General features: G+C 72.0%; 22 protein-coding genes. 13 read left to right on the forward strand and 9 right to left on the reverse strand.

All coding sequences use genetic code 11. The annotated features are described in order from the left end of the window. Positions 1 to 198 precede the first annotated feature (198 nt). Complete coding sequence (locus U9R90_RS11370) at positions 199 to 570, reverse strand: MGMT family protein (protein WP_411056300.1); 372 nt, start codon at positions 568 to 570, stop codon at positions 199 to 201. Positions 571 to 689: 119 nt separating this feature from the next. Between U9R90_RS11370 and U9R90_RS11375 the strand changes: the two genes are divergently transcribed. From U9R90_RS11375 to U9R90_RS11405, 7 genes are all read left to right on the forward strand, one after another. After that, the gene (locus tag U9R90_RS11375) at positions 690 to 3,428 is read left to right on the forward strand and encodes a lysylphosphatidylglycerol synthase domain-containing protein (protein ID WP_411056301.1); all 2,739 of its coding nucleotides are present in this window, start codon (positions 690 to 692) and stop codon (positions 3,426 to 3,428) included. Positions 3,429 to 3,539: 111 nt separating this feature from the next. After that, entirely contained in the window at positions 3,540 to 3,935 is a 396-nt protein-coding gene (locus U9R90_RS11380) for a TOBE domain-containing protein (RefSeq protein ID WP_411056303.1), read from the forward strand. Between the two features lie 71 nt (positions 3,936 to 4,006). After that, on the forward strand, positions 4,007 to 4,765 hold the full coding sequence (modA, locus tag U9R90_RS11385) for a molybdate ABC transporter substrate-binding protein (RefSeq protein ID WP_411056304.1): 759 nt from the start codon (positions 4,007 to 4,009) through the stop codon (positions 4,763 to 4,765). Continuing rightward, the gene (locus U9R90_RS11390; protein WP_411056305.1) at positions 4,762 to 6,837 is read left to right on the forward strand and encodes an ABC transporter permease; all 2,076 of its coding nucleotides are present in this window, start codon (positions 4,762 to 4,764) and stop codon (positions 6,835 to 6,837) included. The genes modA and U9R90_RS11390 overlap by 4 nt, the downstream gene beginning before the upstream one ends. A 95-nt stretch (positions 6,838 to 6,932) precedes the next feature. Continuing rightward, positions 6,933 to 8,465, forward strand: coding sequence for an alpha/beta hydrolase (locus tag U9R90_RS11395; protein ID WP_411056306.1), 1,533 nt, complete (start codon positions 6,933 to 6,935; stop codon positions 8,463 to 8,465). 59 nt (positions 8,466 to 8,524) lie between these two features. After that, the gene (locus tag U9R90_RS11400) at positions 8,525 to 10,087 is read left to right on the forward strand and encodes an alpha/beta hydrolase (RefSeq protein WP_411057712.1); all 1,563 of its coding nucleotides are present in this window, start codon (positions 8,525 to 8,527) and stop codon (positions 10,085 to 10,087) included. A 57-nt stretch (positions 10,088 to 10,144) separates the two neighbouring features. Beyond that, positions 10,145 to 11,674 (forward strand): alpha/beta hydrolase, encoded by a 1,530-nt coding sequence (locus U9R90_RS11405; RefSeq protein ID WP_411056307.1) that lies wholly within the window; start codon positions 10,145 to 10,147, stop codon positions 11,672 to 11,674. 109 nt (positions 11,675 to 11,783) lie between these two features. On the opposite strand, the gene moeZ is transcribed toward U9R90_RS11405, so the two are convergent. The 7 genes from moeZ to U9R90_RS11440 form a co-directional block, all read right to left on the reverse strand. Then, a complete protein-coding gene (gene moeZ, locus U9R90_RS11410) occupies positions 11,784 to 12,962 on the reverse strand; it encodes an adenylyltransferase/sulfurtransferase MoeZ (protein ID WP_411056308.1) in 1,179 nt (392 codons plus the stop codon). A 63-nt stretch (positions 12,963 to 13,025) separates the two neighbouring features. Continuing rightward, entirely contained in the window at positions 13,026 to 13,778 is a 753-nt protein-coding gene (locus tag U9R90_RS11415; protein ID WP_411056309.1) for a spherulation-specific family 4 protein, read from the reverse strand. Next, positions 13,766 to 14,719, reverse strand: coding sequence for an NAD-dependent epimerase/dehydratase family protein (locus tag U9R90_RS11420; protein ID WP_411056310.1), 954 nt, complete (start codon positions 14,717 to 14,719; stop codon positions 13,766 to 13,768). The genes U9R90_RS11415 and U9R90_RS11420 overlap by 13 nt, the downstream gene beginning before the upstream one ends. Positions 14,720 to 14,860: 141 nt before the next feature. Beyond that, entirely contained in the window at positions 14,861 to 16,249 is a 1,389-nt protein-coding gene (locus tag U9R90_RS11425; RefSeq protein WP_411056311.1) for a hypothetical protein, read from the reverse strand. Further along, positions 16,246 to 18,108, reverse strand: a complete 1,863-nt coding sequence (locus U9R90_RS11430) for a DUF3492 domain-containing protein (RefSeq protein WP_411056312.1) — start codon at positions 18,106 to 18,108, stop codon at positions 16,246 to 16,248. The genes U9R90_RS11425 and U9R90_RS11430 overlap by 4 nt, the downstream gene beginning before the upstream one ends. Positions 18,109 to 18,396: 288 nt before the next feature. Next, a complete protein-coding gene (locus U9R90_RS11435; RefSeq protein WP_411056313.1) occupies positions 18,397 to 20,070 on the reverse strand; it encodes a DUF3152 domain-containing protein in 1,674 nt (557 codons plus the stop codon). A 7-nt stretch (positions 20,071 to 20,077) separates the two neighbouring features. Next, entirely contained in the window at positions 20,078 to 21,061 is a 984-nt protein-coding gene (locus U9R90_RS11440; RefSeq protein WP_411056314.1) for an alpha/beta fold hydrolase, read from the reverse strand. A 152-nt stretch (positions 21,062 to 21,213) separates the two neighbouring features. Here U9R90_RS11440 and U9R90_RS11445 point away from each other — a divergent pair, with 152 nt between their 5' ends. The 5 genes from U9R90_RS11445 (at position 21,214) to U9R90_RS11465 (ending at position 24,342) form a co-directional block, all read left to right on the forward strand. Continuing rightward, entirely contained in the window at positions 21,214 to 21,426 is a 213-nt protein-coding gene (locus U9R90_RS11445) for a hypothetical protein (protein WP_411056316.1), read from the forward strand. A gap of 193 nt (positions 21,427 to 21,619) precedes the next feature. Next, a complete protein-coding gene (locus tag U9R90_RS11450; RefSeq protein WP_411056317.1) occupies positions 21,620 to 22,264 on the forward strand; it encodes a TetR/AcrR family transcriptional regulator in 645 nt (214 codons plus the stop codon). Between the two features lie 199 nt (positions 22,265 to 22,463). Continuing rightward, entirely contained in the window at positions 22,464 to 22,691 is a 228-nt protein-coding gene (locus U9R90_RS11455) for a DUF3107 domain-containing protein (RefSeq protein ID WP_411056318.1), read from the forward strand. A gap of 152 nt (positions 22,692 to 22,843) precedes the next feature. Further along, positions 22,844 to 23,113, forward strand: coding sequence for a hypothetical protein (locus U9R90_RS11460; protein ID WP_411056319.1), 270 nt, complete (start codon positions 22,844 to 22,846; stop codon positions 23,111 to 23,113). 374 nt (positions 23,114 to 23,487) lie between these two features. After that, positions 23,488 to 24,342, forward strand: a complete 855-nt coding sequence (locus U9R90_RS11465) for an alpha/beta fold hydrolase (RefSeq protein WP_411056320.1) — start codon at positions 23,488 to 23,490, stop codon at positions 24,340 to 24,342. Between the two features lie 20 nt (positions 24,343 to 24,362). Here the strand turns inward: U9R90_RS11465 and U9R90_RS11470 are convergent, their stop codons facing one another. Beyond that, positions 24,363 to 25,274: an NYN domain-containing protein gene (locus U9R90_RS11470; RefSeq protein ID WP_411056321.1), complete on the reverse strand. Its 912-nt coding sequence runs from the start codon at positions 25,272 to 25,274 to the stop codon at positions 24,363 to 24,365. Between the two features lie 162 nt (positions 25,275 to 25,436). Between U9R90_RS11470 and U9R90_RS11475 the strand changes: the two genes are divergently transcribed. Next, entirely contained in the window at positions 25,437 to 25,589 is a 153-nt protein-coding gene (locus U9R90_RS11475) for a hypothetical protein (protein WP_411056322.1), read from the forward strand. Positions 25,590 to 25,733 lie beyond the last annotated feature (144 nt).

Genomic DNA, 25,733 nt, shown 5'->3' on the forward strand with positions numbered 1-25,733 from the left:
CCCCGCGCGTGCGGTGGCGGCCCGGTGGCCGTGGTGACCGCGGGGCGCGGTGCGTCCGCCGTGCGGGACGGTGGTGCGGTGACCGCCGGGCCCGACGCTACGCCAGTCGGCGGGTCGGATGCGGGGCTTCGGCGCGCTTCGCCACTTCCCTCGGACGGGCCACCGATCGCCCGTACGGGGGCGGGATGGCGGAAGCTGTCATATGTGAGGAGCCTGTCCTTCGTCGCCGTGCGCCCCGCCGCCGTCCCAGCGCGCCCGCCGCATGTCGATACGGTGCCCGCCGTCGCCCGTGGTCCGCAGCGGGGTGGCCTCGACGCGGTACTGCTCCAGGGCGCGCGGCTCGTGGCCGGGCAGCAGTACGCCGTCGGCCCGGACCACACGCCACCACGGCACGGCCCCGCCGTACAGCGCCATCACCCGCCCCACCTGCCGCGGGCCGCCGACGCCGAGCCACTCGGCGACATCCCCGTACGTCATGACGCGCCCGGCCGGAATCAGCTCCGCGACCTCAAGGACGCGCTCCGCGTACTCCGGCAGTCCCGGCGGCTCCGGTACGCATTCGTCGCTCATCCGACCTATCCTGCCGCACTCGTACGACACTGTGGTCAGCAGCACATCGCGCTGGTCGAACGCCCCCTCGAGGCCACACTCGGCGGCTGGACGTGCCACCATCGTGCGGGCGGTGACTGGTGATACGAAAGCAAAAAGAGACAGAACGGACTCAGGAGGGGCAGCCTCGCGACAGCGAGCGCACTCCTGAGGCACTGTCGCGCCCGGATGTTGCTCCGCCGAGCGAGAACAACCACACCGGGCACCACAGTGACGACCGCCACTGTGACCCTGACACCCCGGTCGACCAGGTAGAGCGCGACGAGCCCCTGCTCCCCGCGCGCGTGCACCGCCCGTCCGACCTGATGCGGATGCTCATCGGCATCCTCGGCATCGCCCTGGTGCTGGCCATCGCCGGGTTCGCGCACGGCACCGCCGCCGGCCTCGAAGAGGACATCACCAAGGGCACCGGACAGGCCCCCGACCTGCTGAGCAAGTTCGCCGGTCTGGCCTCCAGCATCGCCGTGCTGCTGGTCCCGGTCGCCTTCGCGATCGAGCGGCTGATCAAGCGGGACGGGCTGCGCATCGCCGACGGCGTGCTCGCGGCCGTACTCGCGCACGGCGTGACGCTCGCCACGGACCTGTGGGTGACCCAGGGCGCCCCGGAAGCGATCCAGGACGCCCTGACCCGGCAGTCGCCGACCGGCGCCATCGGCGAGCTGACCGCACCGGTGCACGGCTATCTCGCGCCCGTCATCGCCTATATGACGGCCGTCGGGATGGCCCGCAGGCCGCGCTGGCGGGTCCTGCTGTGGACGGTGCTGCTGCTGGACGCGGTGTCGATGCTGATCGTCGGCTACACCACACCGTTCTCGATCATCCTCACGGTGCTGATCGGCTGGACCGTCGCCTACGGGACGCTGTACGCGGTCGGCTCCCCCAACGTCCGGCCCACCGGCCAGAACCTGCTCGCCGGGCTGCGCCACGTCGGCTTCCACCCGATCAGCGCGGTGCGCGCCGAGGATCTGCCGCAGGCGCCCGACATCGGCGACCGGGGCAGACGGTACTTCGTGACCCTGGAGGACGGACCGCCCCTGGACATCACGGTGGTGGACCGGGAGCAGCAGGCGCAAGGATTCTTCTACCGGGTGTGGCGCCGCCTCACGCTGCGCGGCATCACCACCCGGCGCAGCCTGCCGTCGCTGCGCCAGGCCCTGGAGCAGGAGGCGCTGCTGGCGTACGCGGCGATCGCGGCCGGTGCCAACGCGCCCAAGCTGATCGCGACCTCCGAGCTCGGCCCGGACGCGGTCATGCTGGTGTACGAGCACCTCGGCGGCCGCTCCCTGGACCAGCTGGGCGACGACGAGCTCACCGACGGTCTGATGCGCGACACCTGGCGGCAGGTGGAGGCGCTGCAGTCGCGGCGTATCGCGCACCGCAGGCTGGAGGGCGACGCGATCCTGGTGGATCGTTCCGGCAAGGTCATCATCACGGACCTGCGCGGCGGTGAGATCGCGGCGGGCGACCTGCTGCTGCGGATGGACATCGCCCAGCTGCTGACCACCTTCGGCCTGCGTACCGGGGCGGAGCGCGCGGCCGCCGCCGCGGTCGAGGTGCTCGGCCCGGACGCGATCGCCGACTGCATGCCGCTGCTGCAGCCGCTCGCCCTCTCCCGGCACACCCGCTCCACGCTGCGCAGGCTGGGCCGCGAGCGGGCGCAGCGCGAGCGCGAGGCGGTCCTGGCGGCGACCAGCAGGGCCAAGCAGGCGCGCACCGCGGAGCACGGCACCCTGGACCGCAAGGCCCTGAAGGCGGAGAAGCAGGCCGAGAAGCGGGCGATGGAGGTGGCGCTCAGCGAGGCCCGCGAGGAGGACCTGCTCACCCTGATCCGCCACCAGGTGCTGCGGATCAAGCCGCAGGCTCCGGTCGAGCCCGCCCAGCTGGAGCGGATCAAGCCGCGTACGCTGATCAGCTTTATCGCCGGGGCGTTCGGCGCGTACTTCCTGCTCACCCAGCTGACCGACATCGACTTCAACGAGCTGTTCGCCTCGGCCAAGTGGGGCTGGGTGGCGGCCGCGGCGGCGTTCTCGGCGCTGACCTACTTCGCCGCTTCGCTGAGCCTGCTGGGCTTCGTGCCGGAGCGGGTGTCGTTCCTGCGCGCGGTGGCGGCGCAGGTCGCCGGGTCGTTCGTCAAGATCGTGGCACCGGCCGCGGTCGGCGGCGTGGCCCTGAACACGCGCTTCCTGCAGCGGGCCGGAGTGCGCTCCGGGCTCGCGGTGGCGAGTGTGGGCGCCTCGCAGCTCTTCGGGCTCGGCTCGCACATCGTGCTGCTGCTGACCTTCGGCTATCTGACCGGGACGGAGAAGACCCCGGACTTCGCGCCGTCTCGTACGGTGATCGCCGGGCTGCTGACGGCCGCGGTACTGGTGCTGGTGGTGACCGCGGTTCCGTTCCTGCGGAAGTTCGTGGCCACGCGGGTGCGGTCGTTGTTCGCCGGTGTGGTGCCGCGCATGCTCGACGTCCTGCAGCGACCGCAGAAGCTGCTCGCCGGGATCGGCGGGATGCTGCTGCTGACCGGCCTCTTCGTGATGTGCCTGCACGCGTCGGTCAAGGCGTTCTCGACCGAGGGCACGGTGTCGCTCAGCCTCGCCAGCGTCGCCGTGGTGTTCCTCGCGGGCAACGCGCTGGGGTCGGCGGCGCCGACACCCGGTGGTGTGGGCGCGGTCGAGGCGACGCTCACCTTCGGTCTGGTCGCGGTCGGGCTGCCGAAGGAGGTCGCGGCGCCCGCGGTGCTGCTGTACCGGCTGCTGACGCTGTGGCTGCCGGTGCTGCCGGGGTGGCTGTTCTTCAACCATCTGACGCGCAAGGGCGCGCTTTAGGGCTTCAGGGCGTTAGGGCTTTAGGGCTTTACACAAGTCACATCGCAGTTGCCAGGAGCATCGCCCAGTCTTCCTTGCAGATGCGAGGCAGACCTGCCTACATTGCCGCACATGCGGTCCTATACCACTCAGCAGGCGGCCCGGCTGCTCGGCGTCAGCCCGGACACCGTCCGGCGCTGGGCCGACGCCGAGCGGATTCCGACCCGTAGGGACGACTCCGGCCGGCGGCTGATCGACGGCCCGGATCTGGCGGCCTACGCGGTCACGCTCGCGCATCAGACGGACGAGGGTGGCGAAGAGCCGTACACCTCCGCGCGCAACGCCTTCCCGGGGATCATCACGGCCGTGAAGCTCGGCGATGTCGCGGCGCAGGTCGAGATCCAGGCCGGGCCGCATCGGCTGGTCTCGCTGCTGACGCGGGAGGCCGTGGAGGAGCTCGGGCTCGAGGTCGGGATGGAGGCGGTGGCCCGGGTGAAGTCGACCAATGTCCATATCGACCGCGTCTGAATCAACCGAATCGACTGAATCAATCGAATCGACCGCGTCCGACTGACGTCCTCTCCGATCGAGGGAATCCCATGCGCCGCACCACCGTCGCCGTCCTGGCAGCCGCCACCCTGCTGCTGCCACTCGCCGCCTGCGGCGGCCAGCAGGATTCCGGCAACGGCAGGGACACCAGGCTGACCGTGCTCGCCGCGGCCTCGCTCACCGACGTGTTCAAGGCGGCGGGCGCGGCGTACGAGAAGGACCACCCCGGCGCCAAGGTGGAGTTCTCCTTCGCGGGCTCGCAGGAGCTGGCCGCGCAGGTGCGCCAGGGAGCGCCGGCCGACGTGCTGGTCACCGCCGACACCGCGACGATGGACGGACTGAAGTCCGAGACAGGCCCGCCGACCGTGATCGCCAGGAACCGGCTCACCATCGCCACCGCCCCGGGCAACCCGGAGCGGATCACCGGCCTCACGGACCTGACCAGAAGCGGCCTGAAGGTCGTACTCGCGGCCCCCGAGGTGCCCGTCGGGCTCTACAGCCGACAGATCCTCGACGCACAGGACGCCGACGTGAAACCCGTGTCCCAGGAGCCGAGCGTCCGCGCCGTACTGAGCAAGGTGGAGCTCGGCGAGGCCGACGCCGGGATCGTCTACGCCACCGACGCGGCATCCGCCGAAGGCAAGGTCTCCACGGTGCCCATCCCCGACGGCCAGAACGCGATCGCCTCCTACCCCGCGGCCACCCTCACCAGCTCCCGGAACACCGACGCCGCGGCCGACTTCGTGACGTGGTTGTCATCCGACGAGGCTCAGCGGCTGCTGCGCGACGCGGGGTTCCAGGCGCCATGACCAGGACCTTCGCCCGCACCCGCACCCGCACCCGTTCGTACGGAAGACCACGGCGCCGGGCTCCCCTGGCGCTCGCGCTGCCGGGCGTGCTGGCGGTCGCCTTCCTCCTCCTGCCGCTCGCGGGCGTGCTCGCCGGAGCCCCCTGGCAGTCGCTGCCCGAGCGGCTGACCTCGCCCGAGGTGACCGAGGCGCTGGGTCTCTCGCTGGTGGTGTCCGGGTGGGCGCTGCTCCTCTCGCTCGTGCTCGGGGTGCCGTTGGCCTGGCTGCTGGCCCGCGTGGAGTTCCCCGGCAAGGCCCTGGTGCGCGTGCTGGTGATGCTGCCGATGGTGCTGCCGCCGACGGTCGCCGGTGTCGCCCTGCTCCAGGGGTACGGGCGGCGCGGCCTGCTCGGCCCGTGGCTGGCCGACCTGGGCGTCACCCTGCCGTTCTCCACGGCGGGCGCGGTCGTCGCGTCCTCCTTCGTGTCGATGCCGTTCCTGGTGATCAGCCTGGAGGGGGCGATCGCCTCGCTGCACGAGCGGTACGAGGAGACGGCGCTGTCGCTCGGCGCGTCACCGCTGCGGACGTTCTTCACGGTGACCGTGCCGATGGTCGCGCCCGGACTCATCGCCGGCGCGGCGCTGTGCTGGGCGCGGGCGCTCGGGGAGTTCGGCGCGACGATCACCTTCGCCGGGAACCTGCCCGGCACGACCCAGACGCTGCCGCTCCAGGTGTATCTGCTGCTGCAGAACGACCCGGACGGTGCGGTGGCGGTCTCTCTGCTGCTCCTTGTGGTCGCTACGGCGGTACTGGTGGCTCTGCGGGGACGTTGGCTCGGTGGCGGGGCGGCGGCGGCTGGCGGCGGGGCGGGCGCCACGCCCCGTACGAACGGAGAAACGAACGCGGCCACCGACGAGTTCCGCGAACCCTCCGCCGCCCAGGCCGAGTCGGACACCGCCGACGGCTCGGAAACCCCTGACAGCTCGCGCGCCCCCGACAGCTCGGACACTCCTGACGGCTCGGACACCCCCGACGGATCCGGCGCCGATGGCTGGCCCCTCACCGCCGAAGTCACCGGCCACACCCAGCTGTCACTGGACGCCGCCCCCGGCACCACCATCGCCGTCGTCGGCCCCAACGGCGCCGGAAAGACCACCCTGCTGCGCGCCCTGCTCGGCCTCACCCCGCGCGCCGACGCCCGGCCACTGCGGCTCGGCTCCGTACGCGTCGACGGCCTCCCCGTGCACCGGCGCGGCATCGCCTGGGTCCCGCAGGACGGCGCCCTGTTCCCCCACCTCACCGCGCTCGCCAACACCGCGTACGGGCTGCGCGCCCAGGGCGTGCCCAAGCACCACGCGCGCGTAGCCGCACAGGACTGGCTCGACCGGCTCGGCGTCGGCCATCTCGCGCACCGCAAGCCCGGCGAGCTCTCCGGCGGCCAGGCACAGCGCGTAGCCCTGGCCCGGGCCCTGGCCGCGCGCCCCCGCCTGCTGCTCCTGGACGAGCCGCTCGCCGCACTCGACCAGACGACACGGGCCCGCGTACGGCACGCCCTGCGCGCGCATCTGAGCGGATTCCGCGGGGTCTGCCTGATCGTCACCCACGACCCGGTGGAGGCGGTGTCCCTGGCCGACCACGTCCTCGTACTGGAGGACGGGCGCCCGGTGCAGTACGCCGAGACGACCGAGGTCGCGCGGCACCCCGGCTCGCCCTGGGTGGCCCGGATGCTGGGCCGCAACGCCTGGCCGGGCACCGTACGAGCGGACCACCTGGAACTGACCGGCGGCGGCCACCTGGTCATCGCCAAGGCCCTCGACGACGCACTCGACGACGGCGCCCCCGCGATGGGCGTGGTCGGACCCGAGGCGGTGTCCCTGCACCGCGAGCGCCCCTCGGGCAGCCCGCGCAACGTATGGCCGGGCGTGGTCCGCGAACTCGCCGCCCACGGCGGCCGGTTGCGCGTCCTGGTCGACGCGGTGCCGGAAGTGGTGGCGGAGGTGACCCCGGGGGCGGCCGCGGAGCTGGGCCTCGCGGAGGGCGTCGAGGTATGGGTGAGCGTGAAGGCCACGGAGGTCACGCTGGTGGGACTCTAGGTCGTGTCCGCCGGGCAGGCCCTGGGGCACTCGCTGGGTAACCCTTACGGCCGCCGCCCCGCGCGCCCCACCAGGGGCGCCCGCAGGATGGACCCATGCCCCGCCCACGTACCGCCGCCCTGGCCACCACGCTCCTGCTGGCGCTGACCGCCGCCCTCACCGCCTGCGGCGACGACGAGCCCGAGGACCTGCCGTCGCAGAGCCTGTCGTGGCAGGACTGCCCCGAGCCGGACTCGGCGCAGGGCGGCGGCGAGGCCCCCACGTCACTGCCCGCGGGGGGCGAGTGGCAGTGCACCACCATGAAGGCGCCGCTGGACTGGGACAAGCCCGACGGCGACACCATCGGGATCGCGCTGATCCGGGCCCAGGCGAGGCGGGAGAAGGACCGCATCGGGTCCCTGGTGTTCAACTTCGGTGGCCCGGGTGGCTCGGGAGTGGCGACGCTGCCCGCCTTCGCCGAGGGCTACGCGAAGCTCCGCTCCCGCTATGACCTGGTGAGCTTCGACCCGCGCGGGGTCGGCCGCAGCGCCCCGGTGAAGTGCGAGAACGACGAGCAACTGGACGCGCTCAACCAGGAGGACTCGACGCCCGACGACACCGCCGAGGAGAAGGCGCTCGTCGACGGTGTGAAGACGTACGGCGAGGCCTGCGAGAAGAACTCCGGCAAGGTGCTGCCGTATGTCCGCACCACCGACGCGGCCCGCGACATGGACCTGATGCGCCAGGTACTCGGCGACGACAAGCTGCACTACTTCGGCGTCTCGTACGGCACCGAACTGGGCGGTGTCTATGCCCACCTGTTCCCCGAGAAGGTAGGGCGCGCCGTGTTCGACGCGGTCGTCGACCCCACCCAGACGACCGAGCAGGCCACGCTCGGGCAGGCCAAGGGTTTCCAGCTGGCGCTGGAGAACTACGCCGAGGACTGCACCTCGCAGACCGAGGACTGCCCGGTCGGCGACACGCCCCAGGACGTGCAGGACCGTATCGCCAAGCTGCTGAAGGAGCTCGACGCCGAGCCGCTGCCCGGCAGCGGCGAGCGCAAGCTCACCCAGACCGCCGCCACCAGCGGGATCGCCCAGTCGCTGTACTCGAAGGACCTCTGGGAGTTCCTGACCGAGGGGCTCCAGGATGCCTACGACGGCGACGGTCACATCCTGATGACGCTCGCCGACGTCATGAACGGCCGCAACCCGGACGGCACCTACAGCAACCTCCAGGCGGCCAACGCGGCCATCAACTGCGCGGACGCCAAGCCCCGGTACACCGTCGCCGATGTCAAAGCGAAGCTCCCCGAGTTCCGCGAGGCCTCACCGATCTTCGGTGACTATCTGGCGTGGTCCATGGTCAGCTGCGACGACTGGCCGGTGGACGGCGCCGCCGACCACCCCGACGTGCGCGCCGACGGCTCGGCTCCGATCCTGGTCATCGGGAACACGGGTGACCCGGCCACACCGTACGAGGGCGCGAAGAGGATGGTCGACGCGCTGGGCGAGGGCGTCGGGGTCGAGCTGACCTACGAGGGTCAGGGGCATGGCGCGTACGACAGCGGCAGCACCTGCGTCCAGGACGCCGTGAACGGCTATCTGCTCGACGGGAAGACCCCGTCGGCCGGGACCGTCTGCTCGTAGAACGGGCGCCGTAGGATGACCGGACTGGTGATCGAGGGGGGAAGTCGTTCATGACGGGCATGACGGGTTCGGTTCGGGCCGTACGAGGCCTGCGAGCGGCCGCCGCCGCGCTGGCGCTGGTCGCACTCGCCGCGGGCTGTACGGGCGGCGGCACCACCTCCGACGCCAAGGGCCAGGGCTCGGCGGCAAAGCCGTCGGCGAACGGTCCGGTGGACTCCGACCTGCCCGCCGCCCTCACCGGGCAGAAGCTCGACTGGGGCCGCTGCGAGGCCCCCGCGTCCGGCGAGCGCCCTGGCGACAAGTGGGAGTGCGCCACCATGAAGGCGCCGCTGGACTACGACAAGCCCGACGGCAAGACCATCGGCATCGCCCTGGTCCGCACCAAGGCCACGGGACCGTCCAGCAAGATCGGCTCGCTGATCTTCAACTTCGGCGGCCCCGGCGGCTCGGGAGTCGAGCGGCTGCCCCTGTTCGGACCCGGCTATACGAAGCTCAACACCCGCTACGACCTGGTGAGTTTCGACCCGCGCGGGGTCGCAGCCAGCGAGGGCGTGCGCTGCCGTACGGACGCCGAGACGGAGAAGGCGCACACCGAGGTCGATCTGACCCCGGACACGCCCGCCGAGGAGGCGGCGTACTTCAAGGACGCCGTGGACTTCGGCGCGGGCTGTGCCCGCACGTCGGGCGAGGTCCTGGAGCACATCCGCACCACCGACGCGGCCCGCGACATGGACCTGATGCGTCAGGTGCTCGGCGACCGGCAGCTGCACTACTTCGGCTTCTCGTACGGCACCCAACTGGGCGGTGTCTACGCCCATCTGTTCCCGAAGAACGTCGGCCGACTGGTCCTGGACGCCGTGGTCGACCCGAACGCGGACATGATCGGCCACGCGAAGCACCAGACCAGGGGCTTCCAGCGGGCCCTGGACAACTACCTGAAGTCCACCGGCAAGGACCCCGAGACCGGCACCCGCGAGATCACCGACCTGCTGGCCCGTATCGACCGCGAGCCGCTGCCGACCTCCGGCGACCGCGAGTTGAACGAGAACCTCGCCACCACCGGCATCGTCCAGGCCCTGTACTCCGAGCACTACTGGCCGACGCTGACCAAGGCACTGGCAGCGGCCCGCAAGGGAGACGGCAGCGAGCTGCTCGACCTGGCCGACGCCTATAACGACCGTGATGCCGAAGGCCGTTACAGCACCGCGCAGCACTCCCAGCGGGCGATCTCCTGCTCCGACACCAAGCAGCGTCCGACGCCCGCCGAGGCCCGGAAGATGCTGCCCGAGTTCCAGAAGATCTCGCCGGTCTTCGGCCCCTTCCTTGGCTGGGACACGGCGGGCTGGTGCAACGAGTGGCCGGTCGAAGGAGAGCACGACACCACGCAGGTGAGCGCGCCCGGCGCCGCCCCGATCCTGGTCGTCGGCACGACGGGCGACTCGGCCACGCCGTTCGAGGGGTCCAAGACGATGGCCACCGAGCTCGGTGACGGCGTCGGCATCCACCTCACCAACGAGGGCGAGGGGCATGGCGCGTACGGCAGCGGCCTCTGCGTGAACGGCACGATCGACGGCTATCTCCTGGACCACAAGATCCCCGAGAACGGCAAGGTCTGCGACTAGCCCCCCGGTTCACCTCCCGACACCCTCAGCACCTTCGGCGCGAAAGCAGGATCAGGCATGCCCCATCCCCCTTCCATACGCACGGGGGCCGCCGCGCTCCTGGCCGCCGCTCTGCTGGCCGGCTGCACCAGCGGATCGGAGAAGTCCGAAGGGAGCTCCACCGGCTCCAAGACGGGTGAGCTGGCCACTCAGCAGCTCAAGTGGTCCACGTGCCCGGCCCCTTCCGTCGCCCAGGGCGGCGGCGAGGCCCCGGGCCAGGCCTGGGACTGCGCGACCATGAAGGCCCCTCTCGACTACGAGAAGCCGGACGGCGAGACCATCGATGTCGCGCTGATCCGCAAGAAGGCCACCGGAAGCGACAAGGCCGAGCGGATCGGCTCGCTGGTCTTCAACTTCGGTGGCCCCGGCGCCTCGGGAGTCGCCACCCTGCCGTCGGCCGCCGAGGACTACGGCACGCTGAACGAGCGCTACGACCTGGTGAGCTTCGACCCGCGCGGGGTGGGCGAGAGCGCCACCGTGGACTGTGTGGACGACAAGGAGATCGACGAGGATCGGGCATCCGACGAGGGTCCGCCGCGTACCGCCGCCGAGGAGCAGGAAGCACTCGCCGACAACAAGGAGAGCGTCGCGCAGTGTGAGAAGCGGTCCGGCAAGGTGCTGCCGTATGTGCGGACCACCGACACCGCCCGGGACATGGACCTGATGCGCCAGGTGCTCGGCGACGACAAGCTCAACTACTTCGGCATCTCCTACGGCACCGAACTGGGCGGCACCTACGCCCACCTGTTCCCGAAGAACGTGGGCCGTACGGTCTTCGACGCCGTCGTCAACCCGACCGAGGGCAAGGTCGCCAAGTCGCTGGGCCAGGCCAAGGGGTTCCAGCTGGCCCTGGACAACTACCTGAAGTCCCCTGGCCCGCACGCCTATCCGGCCAGCGAGGACATCTCGGCGCTGCTGACACGCCTCAAGGACGAGCCGCTGCCGACCCGGGACGGCCGCGACCTCACCTACAGCTCGGCGTTCATCGGCATCGCCGCGACTCTGTACTCCGAGGAGACCTGGCAGTACCTCACCCAGGGGCTGACCGAGGTGAAGACGGCCGGCTCCGGCAATATGCTGCTGCTTCTCGCCGACGCCTACAACGGCCGTGACCAGAGCGGCCGTTACGACAACAGCAACGAGGCCGGTGCCGCGATCCGCTGCGCCGACTCCAGCGAGCGCCTCACCATCGACGACGTGAAGAAGCACCTGCCGGAGTTCAAGCAGGCCTCTCCCGTCTTCGGTGAGGCCCTGGCCTGGAGCCTGGTGGGCTGTACGGACTGGCCGGTGAAGGGCGAGCGGAAGACCCCCGAGGTCAGCGCCGAAGGCGCCGCCCCGATCGTGGTCATCGGCAACACCGGTGACCCGGCGACCCCGTACGAGGGCGCACAGAAGATGGCCGACGCGCTCGGTGACGGCGTCGGCATCCATGTGACCGTCAACGGCGAAGGCCACGGCACCTACGGTGTGAACACGTGCGCCACCAAGCTGGTCGACCGCCACCTGCTGGACGGCAAGGCCCCGGCCGACGGCAAGACCTGCTCGTAGGACGCCCAGGACAGCTACGTACGACGAAGGGTCCGGCCCCCATCCCGCGGGGGCCGGACCCTTCCGTTCAACGGATCGCCTCAACAGATCGCCGAGACTCGGCCGAGGCTCAGTAGATCGGCTTGTCCGGCTCGATCTGGTTGACCCAGCCGATCACGCCGCCGCCGACGTGTACCGCGTCCGAGAAGCCCGCGGACTTCAGGACCGCCAGCACTTCCGCGGATCGGACACCCGTCTTGCAATGCAAGACGATCTTCTTGTCCTGCGGCATGTCCTGGAGGGCGTTGCCCATCAGGAACTCGTTCTTGGGGATCAGCCGGGCGCCGGGGATCGAGACGATCTCGTACTCGTTCTGCTCACGGACATCGATGATCTCGATCTTCTCGTCCGTGTCGATCCACTCCTTGAGCTGCTTGGGAGTGATCGTCGAGCCGAGCGCGGCCTCCTGCGCCTCGTCCGACACGACACCGCAGAAGGCCTCGTAGTCGATGAGCTCGGTGACCGTGGGGTTCTCACCGCAGACCGCGCAGTCGGGGTCCTTGCGGACCTTGACCTGGCGGTACTGCATCTCCAGGGCGTCGTAGATCATCAGGCGGCCGACCAGCGGGTCGCCGACACCGGCGAGCACCTTGATGGCCTCGGTGACCTGGATGGAGCCGATGGAGGCGCAGAGCACGCCGAGGACGCCGCCCTCGGCGCAGGACGGGACCATGCCCGGCGGCGGGGGCTCCGGGTAGAGGCAGCGGTAGCAGGGGCCGTGCTCGCTCCAGAAGACGCTCGCCTGGCCGTCGAAGCGGTAGATCGAGCCCCAGACGTACGGCTTGTTCAGCAGCACGCAGGCGTCGTTGACCAGGTAGCGGGTGGCGAAGTTGTCTGTGCCGTCGACGATCAGGTCGTACTGCGAGAAGATCTCCATCACGTTCTCGGCTTCGAGCCGCTCTTCGTGAAGGACCACGTTGACGTACGGGTTGATGCCGAGGACCGAGTCCTTGGCCGACTCGGCCTTGGAGCGGCCGATGTCCGCCTGGCTGTGGATGATCTGGCGCTGCAGGTTCGACTCGTCGACCTCGTCGAACTCCACAATGCCCAGGGTGCCCACGCCGGCCGCGGCCAGGTACATCAGCGCCGGCGAGCCGAGGCCGCCGGCACCGACGGCCAGCACCTTGGCGTTCTTCAGCCGCTTCTGCCCGTCCATCCCGACATCCGGGATGATCAGGTGGCGGGAGTACCTGCGGACCTCGTCGACGGTGAGCTCAGATGCTGGCTCGACCAGGGGTGGCAGCGACACTGGGACTCCGTTGGTCAGTCTTTCGAAACAGTTGTTCTGTCGGTAACGCTGCCACACCCTTCTTCATTCCGAGACACAGCGTCCGATCCGCGAGACGATTTCGTCCCAGTACCCGGGCAGCCCCGCGAAGGGGTCGACGGTTCCACCCCAGTCGGTGCGGTCGGTGAAGTAGACGGTGGCCGCGCCCTGCCAGCGGGCGATCCGCAGCGCCTCCTCCAGATGACCGCGCGGCACTCCGTACACCAAGTGGCAGAAGCGCTCGGGCGGATGGGCGGCGGTCCACTCCGCGACCTGCGACCAGCGGTAGTCGGACCAGGCGCCGGAGAAGGTCACCAGCTGGTCGGCGATCTCCGCATAGCCGGGGCACGGGTGGGTCCCGTGGCCGAGCACCAGGTGTCCGTCGTCACACAGGGCCCGCAGGGTCGCGGTGACCCGGCTGACGTCGGCGAGCGCGGCCTGCTCGGTGGGGCAGCGGTCCAGGTAGAAGCCGCCCGGCCGGTACCAGTCCAGGAAGCGGTGCGCGTCGCGCACCAGGTCACCGAAGGGGCGCGCGCCGTACGCCAGGTCAAGACGGCCCAGGACCCGCACCCCGGCGTTGCGCAGCCGGCCCACCGCCTCCAGGCAGTGCGGGTCGGGGCGGACCCCGGGCCCGCCCGCGACGTTCAGCACGACCCAGTGGGTGGTGGCGGCCGCCGAGGTCGCCGTGGCCCACTCGACGGGCGCCACCAGAGGGTGCGCGTAGCCCGGGATGCCGAGCCCGACCGCGGCCTCGGTCTCGGCCGGGCGGTTCGCGGTCGTGGAGATCAGATACGACATGCGGCCTCCATCCAGATGTCGGCGAGTGACTCTTCGAGGTTGATCCGGGGACGCCAGCCCAGCCGGTCGCGCGCGGTGCGCACATCCGCCTGCTGCCAGCTGCCGCAGCCGTCCGGGTACGGGTAGACGGCCGGGCCGCCATGGTCGGGCTCGGCGCGCGGATGTCCGAGCGGGCCGCGCCCCGGTGGCCCGTCCAGCTCGTGCAGCGCGCCGCCGAACCCCGCGACCCTGGCCAGTACGGCGGCCGCGTCCCGGAGCCGGACGGCTCGCCCGGAGCCGATGTTGACCACGCCCTGGGCGGCCGAGAGCGAGGCGGCGTGCACGGCGCGCGCCACATCCCGTACGTCCACGAAGTCCCGCTGTACGCCGAGCCCGCCCAGCTTGAGCTCGCCGTCGCCGGACTGCATGGCGCGGCGCATCGCCTCCGCGAGCCGCCCCAGGGGCGAGCCCGCGGGGGTGCCGGGGCCCGCGGGCGAGAACACCCTCAGCACCACGGCGTCCAGGCCCGCCCCGAGCACCAGCTCGGTCGCGGCGAGCTTGCTGACGCCGTACGGGCCACCAGGCCGCGGCACCGCGTCCTCGGCGGTCGACGAGCCGGGCTGGCTCGGCCCGTACTCGGCGGCGCAGCCGATCTGGACCAGCCGCGCCCCGCAGCCGCTGCGGCGCAGCGCCTCGCACACGGTGGCGACGGCCACGGTGTTGTGCCGGGTCAGGTCGCGGGCGCCGCCGCGGGTCGCGCCCGCGCAGTTGATGACGACCCCGGGGTGGACCGCGTCCAGGAAGCGGGTCAGCGCGCCGGGGCTGCCGCCCGCGAGGTCGAAACGTACGTCCGCGTCGTCGCCGCGCCCGAGTGCCGTGAGCTGCACGGCCGGGTCGGCCAGCAGTCGGTCGGCGACGAAGCGGCCCAGATATCCGTTGGCTCCGAGCAGCAGCACCCTCATCGGGCGGCCCCCTGGGTCGCTTCGTGGCAGTGGTCGGGGGGAGGGGTGGTCATCGTGCCTTCTCCTTCGGGGTGGTGCCGTGGGTCTCGCATAGCGCCCGCGGTGTCGGCCCCGCGGGAAGGTCAAGGGAGCGGGGGCGGCTCACGGGATCGCCCCCGGGCTCGCGTGGGCCGAGGCCCGGGTCAGGGTGCGGGCCGCGTGGGCGAGGAGCGCGAGCGCCGCGGCGCCGCAGGCCACGGTGGGAACCACACCTGCGCCCCAGGCCCGCACCGCGGCGTCGACCGGCTCGGCGATGAACCCGAGCCCCGGCAGCTGCCCGGCGAAGGCCGCGGCCAGGGCCAGGCCCTGCGCGGCGCAGGCACCGCCCAGCGCGGCGGCGGGTGCGCCCGGGAACCCGTGCACGGTCAGCAGCCTGGCCAGCAGCAGCAGCGCGCCGAGTGCCCCCGCCCCGCCCAGCGCGGCGCCCTCGTCGAGCAGCCGCCCGGTGAGCTGCAGCAGGGCGGTGAGCGCGGTGAGGAAGAGCAGGAACACCCCGATCAGCAGGGGCCGTACGGTCGCGGCGAACTCCTCCAGGCCCCGGCTGACGGCCAGCTTGCGCTCGGCCCGGACGCTGAAGAGCCGGGCGCACCAGGCCGCGGGTGCCACCGCCAGGGCGAGTCCTAGTACGGCGGCGGGCCGCATCGGCCAGGGTCCGTCGGTGCCTCCGGCGAGCGCGGCCCGCAGCAGCCCGTCGCCGAGCAGTGCGTACCCGAGCAGCCAGCAGACCCACAGCCGGGTCGCGGGCACCGTACGCCCGGCGGCGCGCAGCGGCCCGTACCGCAGGACCATCCGCAGCGCGCCCGCGACGGCCAGCGCACCGACCAGGGCCGCGCTGATCCGCGCCTGGCCCGAGGTGAGCTGCACCAGGGCGACCGCGAGCGCGCACACGGCGCCCGGCAGCAGCGCCAGGGCCACCCATCCGCCGGGCAGCGCGGCCGGGGCGGCGGGGGCGGGCGGTACCGCGTCGGCCGGGGGTGCGGTGTCGCGCGGCACGCGCGCGTACATCTCCTCTGCGAGGGAGAAGACGTCCCGGTGCCGGAACCGTGCGGCTGTCCTGTCGGTCATGCCGTGCGCCTCAAGGCCGGCCGCGATNGCGGGGGCGGGCGGTACCGCGTCGGCCGGGGGTGCGGTGTCGCGCGGCACGCGCGCGTACATCTCCTCTGCGAGGGAGAAGACGTCCCGGTGCCGGAACCGTGCGGCTGTCCTGTCGGTCATGCCGTGCGCCTCAAGGCCGGCCGCGATCTCCAGGGGGTCGACGGCCCGTGCGCAGAGCTCGCGGTGACGGTGCATCAGCGCCTTGACCGGGTCGACACCCCCGCGCTTACGGGGCTTCGAGGTGCCCTGCGGGGTGGCCTGCGGGCTGGCCTGCGCCGCGCGCACCGGCACCGGCTCGGTGAGCGCCTCGTCGGAGCGGGCGTCCCAGGCTCCGGGGCTGACCGGGGTCGACGGCGCTTCCGAAGCGGCCGCGCCCACAGGGGACTTGTTACTCATGACTCCCCCTGCTCCACGTCGTAGCCGGAGCCTGTACTGGCGCCGTAGCCGGTGCCTGTGCTGGCGCCGTAGCCGGTGCCTGTGCTGGCGCCGGAACCGAAGCCCGGACCGACGCCGGAACCGAAGCCCGGACCGACGCCGGAACCGACACCGGAACCGACACCCGCGGCGACCACGCCCACCGGCTCGGCCCGCTCCGCCACCCAACTCGGCCCGTCCTTCATGGCCGCCCGCCCCGCGAGCCAGTACCCGAACCGCGGCACGCCCTTGCCCGCCGCCCACCGCCCCGGCACATGGGACTCGGCCGGGTGCGCGAAGGGCAGTGGTTCGCCCGCCGCGTCCACCGTGTCGCGGCGTACCGGGCAGTGCGAGACGATCTCCAGGTAAATGCCGCGAAACGCCTCGATGTTCTGTTCGACCGTGAAGAGTTCGACGGCACGCGCGCGTGCCGCGGCTCCGAGCCGCGCCCGCCGCTCCGGGTCGCGCAGCAGCGCGACACAGGCGTCGGCGAGGGCCCGCGGGTTGCGCGGCGGGACCACGAGCCCCGTACCGCCGATGACTTCGACGACCGCGCCGACATCCGTGGAGACCGTGGCGCGCCCGCAGAACATCGCCTCGACCAGACTGATCGGGAAGCCCTCGACGACACTGGAGAGCACGACCACACCGCCCGACGCGTACGCGTCGGCGAGCTCCGGCACCTCCGGGCCGCCGACCTCGTCGAAGGACACCGGATTGGCGCCCACCGCGTGCTCGCCGTCGGCCTCGTCCGGGAAGAGCTGCGCGGCGAGCGCCTTGCAGTGCGCGAGATAGGCGGCCGCATCGGCTCCGTCGGCGGGCGCGCCGACGATCCGCAGCCGGGCCCCCGGCTCCTGCCTGCGCACCTCCGCGAAGGCGTGCAGCAGGGCGATCAGGTCCTTGGCGGGCTCGATCCGCCCGACCCAGACGAGCGTGTCGGGGTCGTAGAGCTCCCCGCTCTCGCCCACGTCGGCGAAGCGGGCCGCCGCCATGCCGGGGTAGACGGTACGCAGCTTGGCGCGGTCGGCGCCGCAGCGCTCCTGCCAGCGTCGGGCGTGGGTGTTGCCGGGGGTGACGATCGCGGCCTGGCGGTACACCTCGGTGGCCAGCCGGCCGTGGAAGGAGGCGAGCAGTGCGCGGGCCGGGGGGCTCAGCTCGCCGGCAGCGCCCAGGTACTGGGCGCGCAGCTGGACGCCGTACTCGGTGACGAGCAGCGGCACGCCCGAGAAGTGCTTGGCGAGCAGTCCGGGGAGCGCGGCCGCGCCGCCGGAGGTCGCGTGGCACAGGTCGACGGCGCCGAGGCCGCCCTCGACGTCGTCGTACCAGGCGAGGGACAGCGGGCGCAGGGCGCGCTCCAGGAGCCCGGCGACGGCGAGCAGGTCGGGCACCCGCGCCTGACGCGCGGTGCGCAGCGCGCCGGGTGCGTGGCAGGCGCGCTCCAGGGTGCGTACGGCGGTCTCGGAGCGGAGCGCCGCGGCCAGACCGCCCTCGTCGCGGGCCAGGTCGGCGAGGCCGTACAGCGCACTGGCGAAACGGTCCGCCTGGCCGCCGACGGTACAGATCGCGGCCGCGAGCTCCCCGAAGTGCTCGCTGAACCTGCGCCGCCCTCGGCGCCCGTAGGCGACGCCGTCATCCTCGGCCGTCCACAGTGGAGCCGTACGCACCCGGTGAACCTGGGGCGGGAGTTCGACCCAGCCCTGTTCTTCCTGGTGCGCGCTCCGGCTCAGTGCGAAGACGTCGAACGCGTGCTGTTCGAGCCCGCGCACGAGCCGGTCGCACCAGAGTCTGGCCTCACCCGTGACATACGGGTAGCCACCCTCCGTCAGCAGTCCGATGCGCACTCGTACACCCCCGATCTCCCATGTGGGGGGCCGCCGTTGGTCCGGCGGCCCGCAGCGGGAAGAACGTAAGCGGTACGGGAGGTGGCGCGACGGACGGTTGTCCATCGCGCCACCAAAAGGGGTGAACGGTCGTAACTTTCCCGCGCAGGTTGCGTTCTGTCGCGCTAGGAAGGAATTTCGTTACGGAGCGTCAGGCCCGGGCCTGCCCATAAAGGTTCGCCGGACGGACGTTCACCACGGACTCACCACGGGGGCTCACCAGGGATTCACCAGGGGGTCACCACGGGCTCAACGCCCGGGAAAGGCCCATGGGTTGGCCTTGCAGGAGATCCCGTCGCGCTCCAGGAACTTCGTCTGCTGCTGCATGACGGGCGCCAGACCGCCGTCCCGGGAGCAGTTCACATGCCCGAAGCCGAGCCGGTGGCCCACTTCGTGGTTGATCAGCATCTGGCGGTACGCGTGGATCTCGTCGCCGTAGGTCTTGGCGCCCTGCGCCCACCGGTAGCCGTTGATCATGATGCGCTCGGTCGCCGCGGAGTCGCAGGACACGTTCTGCTGGGTCGTGTCGAGCCCGGACTTCGCGCACCAGACCCCGGTCGTCCCCGGGCTGGCCAGCGTGATGACGAAGTCCGGCTGACCGCTGGATATCCGCTCGAACGTACGGCCGCCGCCGTGCGACCAGCTGCGGTCGTCGTTGAGGGTCTTCTGTACGGCCTCGGCGAAGAGCTCACCGTCGAGCCCGATGCCCTTCTCGACATCGACGCGGTAGCGGAACTTCTGGCCCTTGCCGGGCGCCTTGTCGAGCCCGCCGATCGCCTCGAACTCGCCGCCGCCCTTCAGCTCGGGGTCGAAGGGGTTCTTCTCGCCCATCTTCTGCGCGTACGTCGCCGGGGCCGACTCGCTGGGCGAGGGGTCCGCCGTGGGGTCGGCCGGGGTAGGCCGGTCGTCGGACCGCGAGGCGGAGTCGTCGTCGCGGCCTCGGCTGTCGGCGTCCGCGGCCTGGGTCCGGGTGTCGCCGGACGGGCCGTCGGCCACCTGTCCGGCGACGACGACGGCGAGCACGGTGGTCACCGCGGCGGCCGCGATGCCGGTGAAGGCGCGGCCCTTGCCGCCACGGGGGCTGGCAGGGTCGTCGGCCGACGGCGCGCCGTCGGGGCCGTCCGGGCCGCCGGGGTCGTCGGCGTCCGCGTCCGTCTCGTCCGGGCTGGGTACGCCGTAGTCCCAGGCGGTGACGGTCGCGTACGGGTCCCTTCCGCCGCGCCGGGGAGCGCCCGCCGCGAACACGTCGTCGGCGGGGTCGGCGGTGGCCGGGCCGCCGTCGAACGCCGCGAGGTACTCCTGCCGCGGCCCGGGTATCCGCGGACGCGCCGCACCGGGCCCGGCGGCCACCGGCGCGCGACCGACGGCGCCCCAGCCGCCACCGGCTTCCCGCTGCTCCGGGTGCCCACCACGCACCTGCGCCACACCGTGCGCGGGGGTCCCGTACTGCGGAACGCCCTGCCCGGGCGTTCCCTGCCTGGGCGTTCCCTGCGCCGGGCCCGCGGCACCCGGCCGCGCCTGCGGCACACCGCGCGCGGGCGTGCCGGGGTGCGAGAAACCAGGGGTGCCGTGCGCGGGAGTGCCCTGCTGCGGAAACCCGGGAGTGCCGTGCGCCGGGGTCCCGCGCTGCGGAAACCCGGGCGCGCCCTGCCCCGGAACCCGAGGGACGCCGTGCGCCGGAGTCCCCGGAGGGACGGACGGTCCGCGCGACGCGCCCGGGGCACCCGGAGCCGGGCGGAAGCCCCGCGGCGGAGTGGAGTCGGCCGGCATCCGGGGCAGCCCGTGCGCCGGGGGCCCGTCCTGCGGCTGGCCGGGGGAGGCGCGTCTGCGGCGCCCCGCACCCGGCCCCTCTCCGTCGGCCGGTACTACCGGTACGCCCCCGGTGTCACCCGTGTCCGTCGCCCCGCGCCTGTGACGTCCCACCCGCCGCTCAGCCTCCCGATCCCGAGCCGAAGCTCAATTCGCCGGTGTCGGCGAGCAGTTCGCGGATCGCCGCGGCCACCGTCTCCGGGTACTCCATCATCGCCACATGCCCCGCGTCCGGCAGCGTCAGCAGCCGTGAGTCGCGGAAGGCGCGCGCCGCCCTCTGCGCCATACGGTACGAGACGAGCTGGTCGCGCCCGCCGTACACCAGCAGCGTCGGCGCCAGCACCCGCTCCGCCTGCCGCCACAGCCCGTGCTGTCCGCCCAGGGTGTACGCGTCCACGACGCCACGCGCCGAACGCGTCATCGCGTCCCAGAAGTACGGGAGCCGCATCCGCCGCTCCATCTCGTGCACCGCGTTCGCGAAGCCCTCCGCGGTGACCCGCCGCGGGTCGCCGTAGCAGAGCGCCATCACCCCGCGGGTGCGCTGCTCCGCGGTCATGTCCTTGGTGAGCCGCGCGAAGAGCGAGGTGACGCCCGGCACGGCGAGCAGCGCGGTCGGCACGGCCGTGCGCTGCACCCGGAGCTCCGGCAGCGCGGGCGAGACCAGCGTCAGGGTGCGTACGAGATCGGGCCGCGCCGCGGCGACCCGGGTGACGACCGCGCCGCCCAGCGAGTTGCCGACCAGCTGCACCGGCCCGCGGCCCGCCGCGTCGAGATAGCGGATGACGGCGCGCGCGTGCCCGGAGACCGAGTAGTTGCCGTCGTCGGGCGGCGGCGAGTCGCCGAAGCCCGGCAGGTCGATCGCCTCACCGTCCACCGTGTCCTCAAGCAGCGCCATCAGCGCCGACCAGTTCTGCGAGGACCCGCCGAGCCCGTGTACGTACAGCACGGACGGCAGTCCTGGGCGGGCCGGCGGCCTGGCTCGTACGCTCAGCGTCAGCCCGGGCAGGGTGACCGAACGCAGCCGTTCCCCCTCCGCGACCCGGACCGGAAGCGGCTCGCGGGTCGCCGTCGTGGCCAGGGCTCCCGGCTGCTCGGTCGAAGACATGCGGCAATGTTACGAGACGATCACGCGATAGCTCACGTGTTCGCGGTCACAGATCGCTCACCGATCGCGTAGCGCCCGGAATCGGTGTCTCCTAGGCTCAGAGGAGAGGGCCCACGCCCCGGCCCCCTTTTCTTCAAGAGAGAGCGGGAGCCATGACTGCTGACCCGACCGACCCGGAGGTCTACGAGGACGAGGACGAGACCCTCGACTCGGAGACCCCGGAGGCGGACGCCGCGGAGCAGCACGCCGAGCTGCGGCAGCACCAGGACGATCCGCGCCCGCACTACGACCCGTCGGAGGCCGACGCGGCGGACGCCGCCGAGCAGGCCCGGGTCGTCGACCTGGACGAAGACGACTACCGCTGAAGCGATGCCGCTGAACCGATACTGCTGAACCGAAATACCACGGGGGACGTCATTCGAGCATGTGAGACGCGCCCGCATTGCGCCGGTCCGTGAAATATTCTGCGTCCGCACCGCGCACGCCACGGTTACCGAAAAGTACGATGGCGACGCGGCGCTCACCGCACAACCGAAGTTCACCAAAGTGGGAGGCGGCGTGACAGCCATCGAGCAGACAGAGGCAGCGCGCCCGCGGGGCACGCGCCTGCCGCGCCGGGCCCGCCGCAATCAGCTGCTGGGCGCGGCCCAGGAGGTCTTCGTCGCCCAGGGGTACCACGCGGCCGCGATGGACGACATCGCCGAGCGCGCGGGCGTCAGCAAGCCGGTGCTCTACCAGCACTTCCCGGGCAAACTCGACCTTTACCTTGCCCTGCTCGACCAGCACTGCGAGTCGCTGCTGCAGGCGGTCCGTACGGCACTGGCGTCGACGACGGACAACAAGCTCCGGGTCGCCGCGACCATGGACGCCTACTTCGCCTACGTCGAGGACGAGGGTGGCGCCTTCCGGCTGGTCTTCGAGTCCGACCTGACCAACGAGCCCGCGGTCCGCGAACGGGTCGAGAAGGTCACCCTGCAGTGCGCCGAGGAGATCGCCGAGGTGATCTCCGAGGACACCGGGCTCCCGAGGGACGAGGCGATGCTGCTGGCCGTCGGCCTCGGCGGGGTCTCGCAGGTGGTGGCCAGGTACTGGCTGCACAGCGAGAGCACGGTGGGCCGCGACAAGGCGGTCGAGCTGCTGTCCTCACTCGCCTGGCGCGGCATCGCGGGCTTCCCGCTGCACGGCGCCGAGCAGAGCACGTAACAGAGCCCGTAGCTCCGGTCCGCCCAGCGGTGATCGTGTCCGCCCCAGCGGCGGACCGGCTCCGCGGCCGGATATTCCACGGACGTGTTCGCTGCGAGCGTGCGGCGCCGCGGACTGTCGCGTCCCCTCACCGGGCTAATGTGTCGCATGTACGGCGCGGACGGCCGCGCACAGCACTGACCGTCGGAGGGACATAGCCGTGGAGGTCAAGATCGGCGTGCAGCACACGCCCCGCGAGATCGTCATCGAGAGCGGACAGACCGCCGAGGAAGTCGAGAAGGCGGTGTCCGAGGCGCTGACCGGTAAGTCTGAGCTGCTCTCCCTCGTGGACGACCACGGCCGCAAGGTCCTGGTACCGGCCGACAAGCTCGCGTATGTCGAGCTCGGCGAGCCGACCGCGCGCAAGGTGGGATTCAGCGCGCTCTGAGCCGTTCAGACGGCTCGGCAAGCACGGACGGGAGCGGCCCGGTGGTCAACCACCGGGCCGCTCCCACGTGTTGTGTGCGGATGGTTGCGTTCCGTCCGCTCCGGGTAAGACCGGCTAGGAAGATTCGCAGCTGGCGGCACTCGGGAGGGATCATGATCTTGGAAGCGCTCGGCTCCGTCCTGCTCGGCCTGGGACTGGCCTGGCTCGCGGCCCGTCGGCTGCCCAACCGGCTGCCCGCGCGCTCCCTGGTCCTGGCCACCGGCGCCACCGGCGCCCTGCTCGGCGCCTTCATCACGCACTCGGCCGTGACCACCGCTCCGGTGGCCACGCTCATCGGCGCCCTCGCCCTGTCGGCGACGCTGATCTCGTTGCTGCTGCGCCCCTCCGGGAGCCTGCGCCGCTCACGATCAGCGACCGCCTAGGGGGCGTCTCTCCGATCTTCGCGGATCAGCCCGCGCCCGCTGCGAAGCAGCTGATGTCTCGCGGTGCGGTGCATCGGCGTGCGGCGGGATCGCCCTCGTACTGGACGTACTTGGGTGATTCGGCCGTGCGTCGAAGGGGGGCCCNAGCCCGTACGCCGCCGCACCCGCAAGGCCACCGAAGCCCCCGCAGCGGAGACCGTCGAGGCCGAAGCCAAGCCCGTACGCCGCCGCACCCGCAAGGCCGCCGAAGCCTGATCTCGCGCGACACGATGGCCCGGTTCCGAACAGGAGCCGGGCCGTCGTCGTGTCGGCGGCTCCCCCTTTCGGGCGGGGGCGGGGTGAGCGAGTACACCCCCACCGCCTAGCCTCATGCCATGAGCAGGCCACCCACCTTCACCCCACCCCCCTGCGCCCGCGCCCGCCAACTCCACACCGAGCGCGGCACGTTCGCCGTACTCGACGCGCGCCCCGAGCCGACGAAGAACCCCCGCGCCACCGTGCTGCTGCTGCCCGGGTACACCGGGAGCAAGGAGGACTTCATCGCGTTGCTCGAACCGATGAGTGCCGCCGGGTACCGGTGCGTCGCGGTCGACGGCCGGGGGCAGTACGAGTCCGACGGACCACGGGACGACGAATCGGCTTACGCCCAGGAGGAGTTGGCGCGCGACCTGCTCGCCCAGGCCGCTGCCCTGGACAGCGGCCCCGTCCACCTCCTGGGACACTCACTCGGCGGTCAGATCGCCCGTGCCGCCGTACTGCTCGACGCCGCGCCGTTCGCCTCGCTGACCCTGGTCTCCTCGGGCCCCGCCCGGATCTCACCGTCCCAGCAGGAGAAGGTCAGGCTCCTGACCGACGCGCTCATGGCGATGGACCTCGCGCAGGTGTGGGAGGCGATGCAGGCGATGGAGCCCCCCGAGGAGACCGACACCAACGGCAACGCGGCGGACCTGCGCGCGCGCTGGCTGCGCAACAGCCCGGCACAGCTCATCGCCACCGGGCGCCAGTTGAGCACCGAACCGGACCGGGTCGCGGATCTGGCCGCCGTCCCGCTGCCCAAGCACGTACTGTCCGGTGAACGTGACGACACCTGGCCGGTGCCGCTGCTCGACGAGATGGCGGTACGGCTCGCAGCGCGCCGTACCGTCGTCGCGGGCGCCGAGCACTCCCCCAACACCGACCGCCCCGAGATCACGGCCGAGGCCCTGATCCGCTTCTGGGACGCCCTCTGACCCCAGCCGGTCGCCCCCCGTCAGTACTGCGCGCGCAGGTGGTCCCAGAACCCGTCCCGCAGCGCACGGCGCAGATCCGCCTGCCCGCGCAGCGAGTACTGCAGCAGCCGCTCCGCCTCGACCAGCAGTTCCTGGTCCACGGAGCCCGGCAGATAGGGGTGCCCGGGCAGCAGGTCCACCAGCGCCTCCCGGCCGCGCGCCGAGAGCCAGGTGGCCGCGACCTGGGCGCCCACGAAGCGCACGTCGTCCCGGGTCGGCCGGGGCGCCGTCGGGTCGTAGGCGGTGGCGGTGCGCCGGGTGACGTACGGCTTGAAGAAGTCCAGGTCGAAGGTGCGCTGGCTGTCGACCTCCCAGAGCAGTGGCTCGGCCTGGTTGCGCCCGCCAGGCGCTTCGATGCCCCACAGGTGCACCCGCGCGCCGTACCCCTGCGCCGCCTCGACCGCGGAGACCAGGTCCTCGTCGCCGCCGATCAGCGCGGCGTCGCTGATGGCGCGGTGCCGGGCGAGTGACTCCAGGTCGGTGCGGATCAGGGAGTCGACGCCCTTCTGCTGGTTGTTGGCGTTGAGGTTGCCGAGGCGGACCTTGACGTCCGGCAGCTCGGCGATCGACTGCTGCTCCGCGGTGTGGATGCGGCGCCGCGCGCCGTCGTACCAGTAGACGCGGAGCAGTCTGCTGTCCGCGAAGATCGTGCGGGCCTTGTCGATCAGCGCGTCGATCAGCCCTTCGGCGTCCAGGTCGAAGGCCCTGCGGTCCTCGGTCCCGGTGGCGAGGCGTCCCGCGGCGGCGTACAGATAGCCGGCATCCACGAAGATCGCATGGGTCGATGGCGTCTTGGCCACCTCGGCGAGCATGCGGTTGAGCAGCTCGTTGGTGCGCTCGATGCGGGCACCGATCTCCGCGAGGTCGGCTTCAGCGGCCAGGTCGTCGTTCATATGCCGCCCATTGTCCGGGGGCTGACACAGCGAACACAAGCGATCTCATTACCGGCAGGTAGTTAGGCTCGCGAAAAATTTCGTTAGCGTAGGGAATGTTTGTATGGTGCACTTCGTTATCCCTACGGGACCCACCGAGGATCAGACGAAGGGAGACGCACTGTGCGCTTCGAGATCATGCGCCTGGACGACGTCAACGGCAGCGCCGTGGACAGCACTGTCGTGGACGCCGCCTCCGTCAACCGGATCGTGCAGCAGGCCGCCGCGACAGGCCAGCGCATCTACATCCGCCCGGCCGAAGACGCCGCTTCATAACGGACGCCGCTTCATAACGGACGCCGCTTCATAACGGACGCCGCTTCATAACGCCGCCACGGCACACGACGCCGTAGCGGCACGTCAACGCGCGAGCGCCCCCGTACACATGGGTACGGGGGCGCTCGCGCTCGGTGTGTCCGG

Origin of the sequence: Streptomyces sp. E11-3 (assembly GCF_046540415.1) — a bacterium.
In the GTDB taxonomy this organism is placed as follows: domain Bacteria; phylum Actinomycetota; class Actinomycetes; order Streptomycetales; family Streptomycetaceae; genus Streptomyces.